Annotated in this window: 10 protein-coding genes and 2 pseudogenes; 8 read left to right on the forward strand and 4 right to left on the reverse strand. The window is 64.7% G+C overall.

Annotation, left to right across the window (positions count from 1 at the left end; all coding sequences use genetic code 11):
* Window positions 1-125: 125 nt before the first annotated feature.
* Window positions 126-821 carry a GntR family transcriptional regulator gene (locus ASPU41_RS10490; RefSeq protein ID WP_083266463.1) on the forward strand — a complete coding sequence of 232 codons (696 nt, stop codon included), beginning with the start codon at window positions 126-128 and terminating at the stop codon, window positions 819-821.
* Window positions 822-870: 49 nt separating this feature from the next.
* Here ASPU41_RS10490 and ASPU41_RS10495 read toward each other — a convergent pair whose 3' ends face one another.
* The 4 genes from ASPU41_RS10495 to purU all read right to left on the reverse strand — a co-directional run bounded on the left by ASPU41_RS10495 (window position 871) and on the right by purU (window position 5,929).
* Window positions 871-1,746 carry a bifunctional 5,10-methylenetetrahydrofolate dehydrogenase/5,10-methenyltetrahydrofolate cyclohydrolase gene (locus tag ASPU41_RS10495; protein WP_069950873.1) on the reverse strand — a complete coding sequence of 292 codons (876 nt, stop codon included), beginning with the start codon at window positions 1,744-1,746 and terminating at the stop codon, window positions 871-873.
* Window positions 1,743-2,369: a cyclodeaminase/cyclohydrolase family protein gene (locus tag ASPU41_RS10500; RefSeq protein ID WP_069950874.1), complete on the reverse strand. Its 627-nt coding sequence runs from the start codon at window positions 2,367-2,369 to the stop codon at window positions 1,743-1,745. Before ASPU41_RS10500 ends, ASPU41_RS10495 begins: the two co-directional genes overlap by 4 nt.
* Before the next feature lie 97 nt (window positions 2,370-2,466).
* Entirely contained in the window at window positions 2,467-4,959 is a 2,493-nt protein-coding gene (locus ASPU41_RS10505; RefSeq protein WP_069950875.1) for a GcvT family protein, read from the reverse strand.
* A 55-nt stretch (window positions 4,960-5,014) separates the two neighbouring features.
* Window positions 5,015-5,929, reverse strand: coding sequence for a formyltetrahydrofolate deformylase (gene purU / locus ASPU41_RS10510; RefSeq protein WP_069950876.1), 915 nt, complete (start codon window positions 5,927-5,929; stop codon window positions 5,015-5,017).
* Between the two features lie 120 nt (window positions 5,930-6,049).
* On the opposite strand from purU, the gene ASPU41_RS10515 reads away from it, so the two are divergent.
* The 7 genes and pseudogenes from ASPU41_RS10515 to ASPU41_RS23720 all read left to right on the forward strand — a co-directional run bounded on the left by ASPU41_RS10515 (window position 6,050) and on the right by ASPU41_RS23720 (window position 13,578).
* Complete coding sequence (locus ASPU41_RS10515; RefSeq protein ID WP_069950877.1) at window positions 6,050-6,733, forward strand: GntR family transcriptional regulator; 684 nt, start codon at window positions 6,050-6,052, stop codon at window positions 6,731-6,733.
* A 207-nt stretch (window positions 6,734-6,940) separates the two neighbouring features.
* Entirely contained in the window at window positions 6,941-8,239 is a 1,299-nt protein-coding gene (gene glyA / locus ASPU41_RS10520; protein ID WP_069952623.1) for a serine hydroxymethyltransferase, read from the forward strand.
* The gene (locus tag ASPU41_RS10525; RefSeq protein ID WP_069950878.1) at window positions 8,236-9,456 is read left to right on the forward strand and encodes a sarcosine oxidase subunit beta family protein; all 1,221 of its coding nucleotides are present in this window, start codon (window positions 8,236-8,238) and stop codon (window positions 9,454-9,456) included. The genes glyA and ASPU41_RS10525 overlap by 4 nt, the downstream gene beginning before the upstream one ends.
* 14 nt (window positions 9,457-9,470) lie before the next feature.
* The gene (locus ASPU41_RS10530) at window positions 9,471-9,878 is read left to right on the forward strand and encodes a sarcosine oxidase subunit delta (RefSeq protein WP_069950879.1); all 408 of its coding nucleotides are present in this window, start codon (window positions 9,471-9,473) and stop codon (window positions 9,876-9,878) included.
* Window positions 9,875-12,850: pseudogene (locus ASPU41_RS10535) on the forward strand (2Fe-2S iron-sulfur cluster-binding protein). Before ASPU41_RS10530 ends, ASPU41_RS10535 begins: the two are co-directional and overlap by 4 nt.
* Window positions 12,843-13,474: pseudogene (locus tag ASPU41_RS10540) on the forward strand (sarcosine oxidase subunit gamma). The pseudogenes ASPU41_RS10535 and ASPU41_RS10540 overlap by 8 nt, the downstream one beginning before the upstream one ends.
* The gene (locus tag ASPU41_RS23720) at window positions 13,474-13,578 is read left to right on the forward strand and encodes a serine dehydratase beta chain (protein WP_269450047.1); all 105 of its coding nucleotides are present in this window, start codon (window positions 13,474-13,476) and stop codon (window positions 13,576-13,578) included. The pseudogene ASPU41_RS10540 and the gene ASPU41_RS23720 overlap by 1 nt, the downstream one beginning before the upstream one ends.
* The last annotated feature ends 30 nt before the right edge of the window (window positions 13,579-13,608 follow it).

The following is a 13,608-nucleotide window of genomic DNA, read 5'->3' on the forward strand; positions in this document are numbered from 1 at the left end:
ATTTGAAAGGCACTGTAGCCATTGACATTCTTATGCTGACATATTGATATATCAGTTGTTGGAATACTATGTACTGAGGGCCGGGGCGTCAAGGCTCGGACGCGCATCGGGAGGAGTCTGGGAAAATGGCAAACGCTGGCGGAATACCAGTGGAGGCGGGGGGTTCCTCCTTGCCGCAGAGGCAAGACGACGAATCCTTTGCCGACTTCGCCTACAGGATCTTGTGCGATGAATTGATCGTTCTGGACATCAAGCCGGGTGAGCCCCTCAACGATGAAGTAATCTCCAGGCGTCTCGGTGTCGGCCGGACGCCAATCCGCGAAGCTATGAAGCGGCTTGAGAGCGACCATTTGGTGGTGGCCTATCCGCGGCGCGGAACGTTCGCCGCGGGCGTGGACATTAAAGATCTGGCGGAAATCTCCGAGATTCGCCACCTTCTGGAGCCTGCCGCAGCCGCGCGGGCTGCGCGGATGGCGTCGCCGCAGCTTCGGCAGGAGCTGAGGGACTTTGCGCGGGAAGTAGAGCAGCTGCTGCCAGGGATGCAGTCGCAGCAGGACCTCATGCGCCTGGACATGCGGGTACACCGGACGATCTATCGCGCCACAGGAAGCCGGCACCTCCAGGATGTCCTGATTCGTTATGACAATCTGGCAACACGGATTTGGAGCCTGGTGCTGGAAAAGCTCCCGCCGGTGTCCGAGCATATTGCCCAGCATATTGAGCTGCTCGAATGCATCGCGGCTGGGGACTCCGAAGCTGCTGCGCGGTTGACCGCCCAGCACGTCACCGATTTCGAGAAGCTCATCAGGGCTGTGCTGTAGACGGCAACGACAACGGGTTCCAGGGGCTGGCAAGTGTGTCTACCGTGGATCACCCGGCAGCTTCCAGAGCTAAATCACGCGACTGTTTCCGCGCGGCCTCGGTTGTGTGCAGGAGAAGCAGTGATGTGGTGACGGAGCCGACGCCGCCGGGGACAGGGGTCAGCGCCGCGGCGACGCCGCGCACGCTGGCTGCGTCGACATCCCCCACGAGGGATCCGTCGGGAAGGACGTTGGTGCCGACGTCGACCACTGTGGCCGCTGAAGAAACGTGGTCGCCGGTCAGCAGGCCGGTGCGGCCGGCTGCGACGACCACGACGTCGGCGGTCCTGGTGTAGTTCTCCAGCGGACCTGACTTGGAGTGGCAGATAGTAATCGCGGCGTCGCGTTCCAGCAGCAGCAGGGACAGTGGCTTTCCCACGACGGCGGAACGGCCAATGACGACGACGTTTCGGCCAGCGAGTGGGATGTCAAAGTGGTCAAGGATCTCGATTACGGCGCGGGCAGTGGCAGGTGCGAACGCGGGCTGGCCGACAGCCAGTCGTCCCAGGCTTAACGGGTTCGCGCCATCTATGTCCTTCTCCGGGGCAATGTGCCCGACCAGCTCATCCGTCTGGACGCCGGGAGGCAGAGGCGTCTGGAGGATGATGCCGTTCACTGAAGGATCGGCGCTGAGGTCCTTCAGGACGGCGGCCAAGGCGCGTCCGCTGGCATCGTGGCCAAGGTCCACGAGCCGGCAACTGATGCCGGCATTCTCTGCGGCCCGTTCGATGGACCGGACATACCAATGCGTGGAGCCGTCGTCGGTGGCCACAACGACTGCGAGCGTGGGCCGTAGCCCGTCGGCTGCAAGGTTCTGCGCCTCATCATGGGCTTTCTGCCGGATGGTCTTTGCCAGTGTTTTGCCGGAGAGGAGTACGGTGCTCAACCGAGGATCCTTCCGCGCACGCGCCCTACGAGGGAGTCTGCTGCCAGGATGACCTTTTCCTCGATGCCGTCGGTCTGGGCAGCAAGCCGTGAACGGGCCGCGGCGTCTTTGATGGCCACCACGTTAATGTCGATGTTGACCCGGGCGGTGGTGGCGGCTGCGCGGGCTGCGTCTGCGGCAGCAGCGATGTCGCTGATCACGTTGGCGTTCGCGACCTCGAAAAGTTCCGTGGCAAGATCGACGACGGCGGCGGCTAGCTTGATGAGTTGTGCGGGGGTTTGGGCGGCCAGGATAAGGGCGCCCTGGATGGATTCCGTTCGTGCGGCCTTGAGGTCTTCCGTTCCGGCCGGAAGTTTGTACGAATCGATGACGCTCTGGAACGCATGTTGGTCAGCGTCCGCCAGCCGCAGCGCCTCGGCCACCAGTGCGTCCGCAGCGCTGATGATCCTGTGAACGAGTTCGGCGTGCTGGTCGTATTTCGGGCCGGTGGTGTACCTGCCAACCATGGCGACGAGTGCCGCCCCCTGGGCGGCGTGGATGGCTGCGACGGCGCCGCCGCCGGGGGTGGGCTCGCGTGCGGCAAGGCTGGCAAGGTAGCCATTGATTGTTTCTGAACTGATCATGTGTCTTCCTGAGTATGAGAGCCATGGAAGGCTGCGGCCCGGACTCTGGTTCGAGGGGATGGGTCCGGGCCGCTGCCTTGAATGGTCCGGCGGGGTGTTAGCCGCGGAGCCTGGTCATCGTGGGGTCGTACAGCGGATCTGCGGTGACCGTGGCCTGGATGCGCCGGCCGAAGTATTCGATCTCAACGGAGTCGCCCACGGAGACAGCGGCCGGGAGGTACGCGTAGGCGATCGGTTTGGCGACGGTGTAGCCGTAGGCGGCGCTGGTGACGTAGCCGACCGCCTGGTCCTTGTAAAAGACCGGTTCCTTGCCCAGGACGATGCTCCGGCCGTCGTCGACCGTCAGGCAGCGCAGGTGCCGTGCGGCGTTTTCCTCGGTGCGGCCTTCCAACGCTTTCTTTCCGACGAAGGATTCCTTGGCCATCTTCACGGCGAATCCCAGTCCGGCTTCCAAGGGGTCGTGCTCGGTGGTCATGTCTGTGCCCCAGGAGCGGTAACCCTTTTCAAGACGCAGCGCGCCGAACGCTGCACGGCCTGCCGCGATGACACCGTGAGGCTGGCCGGCCTTCCACAGCGCATCCCAGAGGCGCTGCCCATTGTCTGCGCTTGTGTAGAGTTCCCAGCCCAGCTCGCCGACGTAGGACAGGCGCATGGCCGTGACGTTGACGCCGCCGATGACTACCTCCTTGGCGCGGAAGTAACGGAGACCGTCGTTGCTGAAATCGTCGGTGCTGACGGTGCTGATCAGGTCCCGGGCGAGGGGGCCCCAGAGGCCAATGCAGCACGTGCCGCCCGTCGTGTCGCGCACCTGTACCCAGTCGCTGGCGCTCCCGTTTTCAGTCTGATGGCGGGCTGCCCTCTCAAAGTAGGCAGTATCGATGTTTCCGTTGGCTCCAAGCTGGAAGGTGTCTTCGCTCAGCCGGGCCACGGTGATGTCGCTTCGGATGCCGCCGGCGTGGTCCAGCAGGAGGGTGTAGGTGACTGCGCCGGGCTTCTTTGCCATGTCCGCGGTGGTGAGTTCCTGCAGCAGCTTCAGTGCTCCCGGGCCGGAGACCTCGAGGCGCTTGAGCGGAGTCATGTCGTACATGGCCACTGCCGTGCGGGTCTTCCAGGCTTCAGCGGCGGCGATCGGCGAGCTGAACATCCCCGACCAGGCGTCGCGGGCCGGTGGCAGCCAGCTGTCCGGCATTTCCTTCAGCAGCTCCGCGTTGGCTTCGAACCAGTACGGGCGTTCCCATCCGCCGCCCTCCAGGAAGAACCCGCCCAACTGCTTGTGGCGGGCGTGGAACGGGCTCACGCGGAGGTTGCGGGGGGAGAGCTTGGACTGGAGTGGGTGGAGGACGTCGTAGATTTCCACGAAATTCTGCTGGGACGTTTCGCTGACGTATTCCGGGGTCAGCTGGACCTCTTCAAAGCGATGAATATCGCAATCAGCCAGATCGATCTCCGACCTGCCGGTGGTCAGCAGTTCGGCAACGGCGCGGGCGATACCGGCAGAGTGGGTGACCCACACGGCTTCGGCGACGAAGAAGCCGTCCAGCTCCTTGGACTCGCCCACCAGGGATCCGCCGTCGGGGGTGAAGGAGAAGATGCCGTTGAAGCCATCCTCGATGTCGCTTTCCCGCAGCGCGGGCAGCATTCGTTTGGTGGCTTCCCATGCCGGGAGGAAGTCCTCCAAGGTGAAATCCAGCCGGGAGGGCATGTTGTGTTCGGTGATCGCGGCGGGCTTAAAGGTGCCGAGTTCGTCAAGGTCCACGGGCATGGGGCGGTGGGCGTAGGAACCGATGCCGTAGCGTTCGCCGTGCTCGCGGTAGTAAAGGTCCTGGTCCTGGTGTCGCAGAATGGGCAGGGAGGCCCCGTTGGGCAGGTCGTTCTTGCCCTTCAACGCCGGCACCGGAGTGGTCTTGACGTACTGGTGGGCCAGGGGCAGAAGAGGGACGGACATGCCGATCATTTCGCCGATCTTGGCCCCCCAGAAGCCTGCGCAGGAAACCACGATGTCCGCGGGGATAACACCGTCGGACGTCTGGACGCCAGTGACGCGGCGGCCCGACTGTTCAATACCGGTCACCGTGGTGTTGCCCCGGTACGTGACGCCCGCGGCTTCGGTACGTTTGATCAGCAGCTGAACGGCGCGGGCGGCGTTGGCCAGGCCGTCGCTGGGGACGTGGAGACCACCCAGGACGTCTTCCTCGTTCAGGAGCGGGTAGAGCTCCATGCACTCTTCACGCGAAAGTATCTTGCCGTCAATCCCATACGAGGCTGCGTATCCGAGCTTCCGCTTCAGGTCAGCGAGACGGGTCTCGGTGGTGGCGACCTCGAGGCCGCCGACCTGGTTGAAGCAGTTGACGCCGTCCTCGGTCAAGGACAATAGCTTTTCCACCGTGTACTTGGCGAAGAGCGCCATGGACTTTGAGGGGTTCGTCTGGAAGACAAGGCCCGGGGCGTGGGAGGTGGAGCCCCCGGGCATGTTCAGCGGCCCTTGGTCCAGGACGGTGATGTTGTTCCAACCCCGGGTGACCAGTTCATCGGCCAGGTTCGTGCCGACGATTCCGGCTCCGATGATGACAATGCTTGGCGTCGATGCCATGTGGTTTCTCCTGCTGATATTCGTGTGTTGTCTCTGCGGGTTTGGTGGCTTCTACTTACCTGAACACGACGGTGCTGGTCCGATCCAGCAGCACACGGTGTTGGCAGTGCCAGCGCACGGCGCGGGACAGTGCCAGTGCCTCCGCGTCCTGGCCAACCGTTGAAAGGGCGGTCGGTCCGTAGCTGTGGTCGACCCTGATGACCTCCTGTTCGATGATTGGCCCCTCATCCAGTTCCGCGGTGACGTAGTGGGCCGTGGCGCCCACCAGCTTGACGCCACGATCGTAGGCCTGGTGGTAAGGGCGCGCACCCTTGAAGCCCGGGAGGAAGGAATGGTGGATGTTGATGGCCCGGCCTTCCAGGGAGCGGCAAAGGTCGTCGGACAGTACCTGCATGTACCGGGCGAGTACGACGAGGTCGATGTTATGCTCGTCCACCAATTCCAGCAGGCGCCGCTCGGCATCTGCCTTGGTCTCGGGGGTCACCGGGAGGTAGATGAAGGGGACGCCGGCGGCCTCGGCCATGGCCCGGTGGGTTTCATGGTTGGAAACCACAAGGGCGATGTCGCCGCCGAGGCTTCCGCCCCGCCAACGAAACAGCAAGTCGTTCAGGCAGTGGCCGAACTTGGACACCATGACGAGGAGGCGCTGCTTCGTCTCGTCATGAAAGCTGAATTTCATGTCGAAGCGGTCAGCGATCGAACGGAATTCTTCCTCGAGCCCGTCCGGGGTGTAGACAGAGAGGCCCGAGAATGCGGTGCGCAGATGCAGAGTCTCGCGGAGGCCGTCATCGAACTGCTGGTGTTCTTCGATGTTAAAGCCGCGCTCAAAGAGGAACGTGGTGACCGCTTGGACGATTCCTGCGCGTTCGACGCACGACAATGTGAGAACGAACTTTTTCGTCGGGTCGTCCCCCAGAACCTCCGACTGGGGCAGCGTGCTGGTAGATGAGTCTGTCGCCATTAGCGTCATGTCTCCGCCTTTAGATATATTCTTAGAATTGTTACTGATATATTAGGTTTGATCACCAGCGTATACTGGTCGTTAGGAGAGGTCAATAGCCTTCTCACTGGAATTGAAAGGGGTCCACGGATGGCTGTCGAAGCCTTAGTGCGTGCTGGTGATGATGCCGCAAGGAGGTCGTTGGCGGATGTGGCCTATGAAAGCATTCGTGACCGGCTGTTGATGCTGGACATCAAACCCGGCGATCTCCTTAATGATGACCAGCTCGCCAAGGACCTTGGCGTGGGGCGGACGCCGGTGCGCGAAGCCTTGAAGCGGCTGGAGCTCGATCGCCTTGTTGTGTCCTACCCGCGGAGGGGAACTTTCGCGACGCGCGTGGAGGTTACTGACCTTGCGTTCATTTCCGAAATCCGTGCGCAGCTTGAACCCCTTGCCGCGTCCCGGGCTGCGCGCGTGGCCACGGCGTCTGCCAGGGAGCAACTGCGCGATGTTATGCGCGCCGTTGAGGCATTCGACGCGGGCGCAGCGTCCGTCGTCGAGACACTGCGGCTGGACGCCAGCGTGCACCGGGGCATCTATGCGGCCGCCGGCAATCCCCACCTTGAAGATGTCCTGATCCGCTACGACAATCTCGCAACACGAGTCTGGTGCATGGTCCTGGATCGCCTGCCCGACCTGTCCCGGCACGTCCATGAGCATGTGGACCTGCTCCGTGCCGTTATCGACGGAGATGAGGCGGGCGCCGCTGAACTCGCACGGATCCACGTCAGTGGCTTCGAGCACGCGGTACGCGAAGCTCTTTTCGCCGCCTGAGGCAGACGCCGCCGGCCACGAAACTAAAGCGCAGCCCGGAATGGGCTGCGCTTTAGCCCGTTCCGGGGCGCTTTGGTCCGCTCCGTGGCCGCCAGCCCCGCCGGCCGGGCCGGGTCGGGAAATCTGTTGACACCTACCGGCCCGGATAGCATACTTGAGTCACTGAACTAATATATCAACAGGATATTAGAGAGACTAGGAGACATGATGGTCGATGTTCTGACCCGCTCGCTCGCAGAGACCGATCCCCAGATCCACGCCGCTGTGCACCAGGAATTGCTGCGCCAGCAGGGCACACTGGAGATGATCGCCTCCGAAAACTTTGCGCCGACTGCCGTCATGGAAGCCCAGGGATCTGTGCTGACCAACAAGTATGCCGAGGGCTACCCCGGCAAGCGCTACTACGGCGGCTGCGAGCACGTCGACGTGGTCGAGCAGCTGGCCATCGACCGCCTCAAGTCCCTCTTCGGCGCTGAATTCGCTAATGTCCAGCCCCACTCAGGCGCCCAGGCCAATGCAGCGGCGATGTTCGCCCTCATCCAGCCCGGCGACACCATCCTGGGGCTGAACCTCGCACACGGTGGCCACTTGACCCACGGGATGCGAATCAACTTCTCCGGCAAGCTCTACAAAGTGGTCCCGTACGGAGTCGCCGAAGACACCATGCTGATTGACATGGCTGAAGTCGAGCGCCTGGCGGTCGAGAACAAGCCGAAGCTGATCGTCGCCGGCTGGTCCGCTTACTCCCGGCAGCTGGACTTCGCCGAGTTCCGCCGTATCGCGGACTTGGTAGGTGCCTACCTGATGGTGGACATGGCGCATTTCGCAGGCCTGGTGGCCGCGGGGCTTCACCCCAACCCCGTGCCTCACGCCCACATCGTCACGAGCACCACCCACAAGACCCTTGGCGGCCCGCGCGGTGGTGTGATCCTGACCAACGACGCCGACATCGCCAAGAAGGTCAACTCCGCGGTGTTCCCCGGACAGCAGGGTGGCCCGCTGGAGCACGTCATTGCCGCGAAGGCTGTTGCGTTCAAGCTTGCTGCTGAGCCCTCGTTCCGCGACCGCCAGGAACGCACCCTGGAAGGCGCCCGCCTCATCGCAGAACGCATGCTGTCCGCCGACGTTGCAGAGTCCGGCGTGACCGTAGTCAGCGGTGGCACTGACGTGCACCTGGTCCTGGTGGATCTGCGCAATTCGGAACTGGACGGCCAGCAGGGCGAAGACCGCCTGCACCGGATCGGCATCACGGTCAACCGCAACGCCGTGCCCTTCGACCCGCGTCCGCCGATGGTCTCTTCCGGTCTTCGTATCGGCACGCCGGCACTGGCCACGCGTGGCTTCGGGAAGGCAGAATTCACCGAGGTCGCGGACATTATCGCCGCAGCACTCAAGCGCGAGTTCAGCGACGAGACCGTGGCGGAACTCCGGCAGCGGGTTGAAATCCTGGCCGGAAAGTTCCCCCTCTACCCCAACCTCTCCTCTGACGTGACCGAGGTGGCATGATGGCCGACCTGCTTCCGGAGCACCCGGAATTCCTCTGGCACAACCCTGACCCCAAGAAGAGCTACGACGCCGTGATTGTGGGCGGTGGCGGGCACGGCCTCGCCACGGCCTACTTCCTGGCCAAGAACCACGGGATGACCAACATCGCCGTCCTGGAAAAGGGCTGGCTCGCCGGCGGCAACATGGCCCGGAACACCACGATCATCCGCTCCAACTACCTCTGGGACGAATCCGCGGCGATCTACGAGCACGCCCTGAAGCTCTGGGAGATCCTGCCCGAGGAACTCGAGTACGACTTCCTGTTCAGCCAGCGCGGCGTCATGAACCTCGCCCACACCCTGGGCGACGTGCGCGAGAGCATGCGCCGCGTGGGAGCGAACAAGCTCAACGGCGTGGACGCCGAGTGGCTGGACCCGCAGCAGGTCAAGGAACTCTGCCCCATCCTGAACATCAACGACAACATCCGCTACCCGGTGATGGGCGCCACCTACCAGCCGCGCGCCGGCATCGCCAAGCACGACCACGTCGCCTGGGCGTTCGCCCGCAAATGCGACGAACTCGGCGTGGACATCATCCAGAACTGCGAAGTCACCGGCTTTCTCAAGGACGGCAACAGGGTCACCGGCGTCAAGACCAACCGCGGCACCATCAACACCGAAAAGGTCGGTCTCTGCGCGGCCGGGCACAGCTCGGTCCTCGCGGAAATGGCCGGGTTCCGGCTGCCCATCCAGTCCCACCCGCTCCAGGCACTGGTCTCCGAACTCCACGAGCCCGTCCACCCGACCGTGGTCATGTCCAACCACGTGCACGTGTACGTCTCCCAGGCGCACAAGGGCGAACTGGTGATGGGCGCCGGCGTCGACTCCTACAACGGCTACGGCCAGCGCGGTTCGTTCCATGTGATCGAGCACCAGATGGCCGCCGCCGTCGAACTTTTCCCGATTTTCGCCCGCGCCCATGTGCTCCGGACCTGGGGCGGGATCGTGGACACCACCCTGGACGCCTCCCCGATCGTGGGCACCTCCCCGGTGGAGAACATGTTCGTCAACTGTGGCTGGGGTACCGGCGGCTTCAAGGGCACCCCGGCCGCGGGCCTCACCTTTGCCCACACCATCGCCACGGGAACGCCGCACGAACTGAACAAGCCGTTTGCGCTGGAGCGGTTCGAAACCGGCGCCCTGATCGACGAACACGGCGCCGCCGCCGTGGCCCACTAGAAGAGAGTCCGGACATGCTCCTCATTTCATGCCCCAACTGCGGCTCCCGCGACGAAACCGAGTTTCACTACGGCGGCCAGGCCCACGTGGCCTATCCGGAGAACCCTAACGAACTGAACGACCGTGAATGGGCCGAGTTCCTGTTCTACCGCGACAACACCAAGGGCGCCTTCGCCGAACGCTGGCTGCACAGCACCGGCTGCCGCCAGTGGTTCAACATGCTCCGCGACACGGTCACCTACGAGATCCAGGCTGTCTACCCCATGGGCGCCGCCCGTCCGGACAAAGCCGCCCCGGCACCTGAGTCCGGCACCGCCAGCACCGCCCCGGACAGCACCACCACCGCGACCGCGGCTCCGGACATCACCGGCACAAGCACAGCCCCCGCCAGCGCCACCGCCCCGGAAGGAGCAACCAAGTGACTTCCCAGAACGCCCGCCTCGACGCCGGCGGACGCATCGACCGCACCATCTCCTGGCGTTTCACCGTAGACGGCGAGGAATTCACCGGCCACCCCGGCGACACCCTCGCCTCGGCCCTGCTCGCCAACGGCCGCATCGCCGCCGGCAACTCACTTTACGAGGACCGCGCCCGCGGCATCATGTCCGCCGGCGTGGAGGAATCCAACGCGCTGGTTCGTATTGAACCCCGGTTCCCGGGCCACGTGGCCGAGTCCATGCTCCCGGCCACTACCGTCACCCTGGTGGACGGCCTGAAAGCAGAGCTGCTCAACGGACTGGGCAAGCTGGACCCGGACGAGGACCGCGCCGAGTACGACAAGAAGTACGTCCACACCGACGTCCTAGTCATCGGCGGCGGCCCGGCCGGCCTGGCCGCGGCCCGCGAAGCCGTACGCACCGGCGCCCGGGTCATCCTGATGGACGACCAGCCCGAGTTGGGAGGTTCGCTCCTGTCAGGGTCCACGGCTCCCGGCCTGGTCGAGACCATTGAAGGCAAGCCGGCCCTGGAATGGGTGGCGGACGTTGAGGCCGAATTGGTTTCCGCTGCCGAGTGCACCGTCCTGAACCGCACCACCGCCTTCGGTGCCTACGACGCCAACTACGTCATCGCCGTCCAGAACCGCACCGACCACCTGTCCAGCCCCGCAGCTCCCGGCGTGTCCCGCCAGCGGATCTGGCACGTGCGCGCCAACCAGGTGGTGGTAGCTCCCGGCGCGCACGAACGCCCGCTGGTCTTCGAAAACAACGACCGCCCCGGCATCATGCTCGCCTCGGCCGTCCGCACTTACCTCAACCGTTACGCCGTCGCGGCCGGGCAGTGCGTTCTCATCAGCACCACCAATGACAGCGCCTACGCCCTGGCTGCGGACCTGCAGGCCGCCGGCGTCAAGGTCGCCGCAGTCGTCGATGCCCGTGCCAAGTTCACGGACGTTGCTGCGGCCGCCGTCGAAGCAGGCACCCGGGTGCTGATCGGCAGCGCCGTGGCCGCCACCGCCGACGGAACAGGAACAGCCGCGGACTCCGGCGATGGCCGGCTCAACGCCGTCACGGTCCGCAGCATCAACGACGACGGCGACCTCACCTCCGGCATCGAAGAGGTCCCCTGCGATCTGCTGGCCGTTTCCGGTGGCTGGAGCCCGCTGGTCCACCTCCACTCCCAGCGCCAGGGCAAGCTGCGCTGGGACGACGAGCTCGCCGCCTTCGTGCCGAGCACCGTGGTCCCGAACCAGCAGACCATCGGCTCGGGCCGCGGCAGCTTCGAACTCGAGGACTGCGTGGCCGAGGGCATCTCCGCCGGAGCGTCGGCAGCCATCGCCGCAGGCTTCAACCCTGAAAATGCTGGCGCAGTTCTCGATCCGCTGGTCTTCTCGGAACCGAAGGCCTCCGCCCCGACCCGGCAGCTGTGGCTGGTGCCCGGCCAGTCCGGCACCCCGGAGGACTGGCACCACCACTTCGTGGACTTCCAGCGCGACCAGTCCGTGGCCGACGTCCTGCGTTCCACCGGCGCCGGCATGCGCTCGGTGGAACACATCAAGCGCTACACCTCGATCAGCACCGCCAACGACCAGGGCAAAACCTCCGGCGTCAACGCGATCGGCGTCATCGCCGCCGCGCTCCGCCAGGCCGGGGAAGCCTCGCGCGGGATCGGCGACATCGGCACCACCACCTACCGTGCACCTTTCACCCCGGTGGCGTTCGCAGCACTCGCCGGACGCCAGCGCGGCGAACTGTTCGACCCGGCCCGGCTCACCTCCATCCACCCCTGGCATGTCGCCCGCGGCGCCCTGTTCGAGGACGTCGGACAGTGGAAGCGGCCCTGGTACTACCCGCAGGCCGGCGAGGACATGGACGCCGCAGTGCTGCGGGAATGTGCCGCCGTCCGGGAATCCGTGGGCTTTATGGACGCAACCACCCTGGGCAAGATCGAGATCCGGGGCAAGGACGCCGGTGAGTTCCTCAACCGCATTTACACCAACGCGTTCAAGAAGCTCGCCCCGGGTTCCGCCCGCTACGGCGTGATGTGCATGGCAGACGGCATGATTTTCGACGACGGCGTGACCCTGCGTCTCGACGAGGACCGCTACTTCATGACCACCACCACCGGCGGCGCCGCCAAGGTGCTCGACTGGCTGGAGGAATGGCTGCAGACCGAATGGCCGGAACTGGACGTGCACTGCACGTCGGTGACCGAGCAGTGGTCCACCATTGCCGTCGTCGGACCCAAATCCCGCGCGGTACTCGCAAAGGTGGCCCCGGGCCTTGCCGCGGACGGCGGGCTGGAAGCGGAAGCCTTCCCGTTCATGACCTTCCGCGAAACCACCCTCGCCTCCGGCGTGCAGGCCCGGGTCTGCCGGATCTCGTTCTCCGGCGAACTTGCCTACGAGATCAACGTTCCGTCCTGGTACGGGCTAACACCTGGGAAGCCGTGGCAGCCGCCGGGGCCGACTTCAACATCACTCCCTACGGCACCGAAACCATGCACGTGCTACGCGCTGAAAAGGGTTACCCGATCGTCGGGCAGGACACCGACGGACCGTGACCCCGCAGGACGCGGGCATGGAATGGGTGGTTTCCAAGGCCAAAGACTTCATCGGCAAGCGCTCCTACGCCCGCAAGGACGCCGGCCGCACAGACCGGAAGCACCTGGTCAGCGTCCTTCCCGTGGACAAGACGCTCCGGTTGCCCGAAGGAACCCAGCTGGTGGAAAAGGGGATGCCACGAACCCCGCCGACGGCCCGGTCCCCATGCAGGGATTTGTGACCTCGAGCTACCACAGTGCCGCCCTTGGACGTTCCTTTGGGCTGGCACTGATCAAGAATGGCCGCAACCGCATCGGTGAGACCCTCGTGGCCGCCGCCGGCGACCAGCTCGTTGAAGTTGTCGTCGCAGAAACCGTACTTTATGACCCCGAAGGGACCCGCAAAGATGGCTAAGACAGCAGCACTGACAGGCGTCAATGGACTCCGGGACATCCGCCGCAGCCCCGCCTCCCACCTGGCCGAGGCCTTGAATGCCGGCTCCGTCCCGGGCAAGGTCGTCCTCAACGAAGGCCCGTTCCAGACCATGGTCGGAGTCCGCGTGGACCCCCGCTCCGAGGAAGGCTCGCAAATCGCCCGCGTAGCCGGCAACCTGCCGGCGCGCTGCGGCGAAGTGACCGGCACGAACGGCATCAGCGTCCTCTGGCTCGGACCTTCCGAGTTCCTGGTGGTGGCACCGGAAGCTGCCCATGATTCCATCGGTGGCAACCTCATCGGATCCCTCGTGGAAGCACTGGGCGACGCCCCGGGCCAGGTGGTGGACCTCTCCGCGAACCGCACCACGTTCGAGCTCTCAGGCCCGCAGGCCCGGGCAGTTCTGGAAAAGGGCTGCGCCCTTGACCTGCACCCCCGCAGCTTCACCCCGGGAACAGCCTGAACACCGAGGTGGCAACATCCCGGTGGTCCTGAGAAGACCGGGGAGGAAAGCTTCCGGCTCTTCCCGCGCGCCTCCTTCGCGGAGTTCCTGGCCGGTGGCTCCTCGATGCAATGCGCGAGTACGACTCGCCGGAGGTCCCCTGATGGCGCTTAGCGTCCTGGACCTGTTTTCCGTTGGCATCGGGCCCTCGTCGTCACACACGGTCGGCCCGATGCGGGCGGCCAAAGCTGTTCGCCGACGGACTTAAGGCGACGGCCACCTGAGCGCCACCAACGCG

The organism is Arthrobacter sp. U41, assembly GCF_001750145.1.
In the GTDB taxonomy this organism is placed as follows: domain Bacteria; phylum Actinomycetota; class Actinomycetes; order Actinomycetales; family Micrococcaceae; genus Arthrobacter.

Bases quoted from the DNA above. Each gene is read 5' to 3' on its own strand.
- ASPU41_RS10490 (WP_083266463.1), top strand. From the start codon at position 126: ATGGCAAACGCTGGCGGAATACCAGTGGAGGCGGGGGGTTCCTCCTTG.
- ASPU41_RS10500 (WP_069950874.1), bottom strand. From the start codon at position 2,369: ATGATCAGTTCAGAAACAATCAATGGCTACCTTGCCAGCCTTGCCGCA.
- ASPU41_RS10505 (WP_069950875.1), bottom strand. From the start codon at position 4,959: ATGGCATCGACGCCAAGCATTGTCATCATCGGAGCCGGAATCGTCGGC.
- purU (WP_069950876.1), bottom strand. From the start codon at position 5,929: ATGACGCTAATGGCGACAGACTCATCTACCAGCACGCTGCCCCAGTCG.
- ASPU41_RS10515 (WP_069950877.1), top strand. From the start codon at position 6,050: ATGGCTGTCGAAGCCTTAGTGCGTGCTGGTGATGATGCCGCAAGGAGG.
- glyA (WP_069952623.1), top strand. From the start codon at position 6,941: ATGGTCGATGTTCTGACCCGCTCGCTCGCAGAGACCGATCCCCAGATC.
- ASPU41_RS10525 (WP_069950878.1), top strand. From the start codon at position 8,236: ATGATGGCCGACCTGCTTCCGGAGCACCCGGAATTCCTCTGGCACAAC.
- ASPU41_RS10530 (WP_069950879.1), top strand. From the start codon at position 9,471: ATGCTCCTCATTTCATGCCCCAACTGCGGCTCCCGCGACGAAACCGAG.
- ASPU41_RS23720 (WP_269450047.1), top strand. From the start codon at position 13,474: ATGGCGCTTAGCGTCCTGGACCTGTTTTCCGTTGGCATCGGGCCCTCG.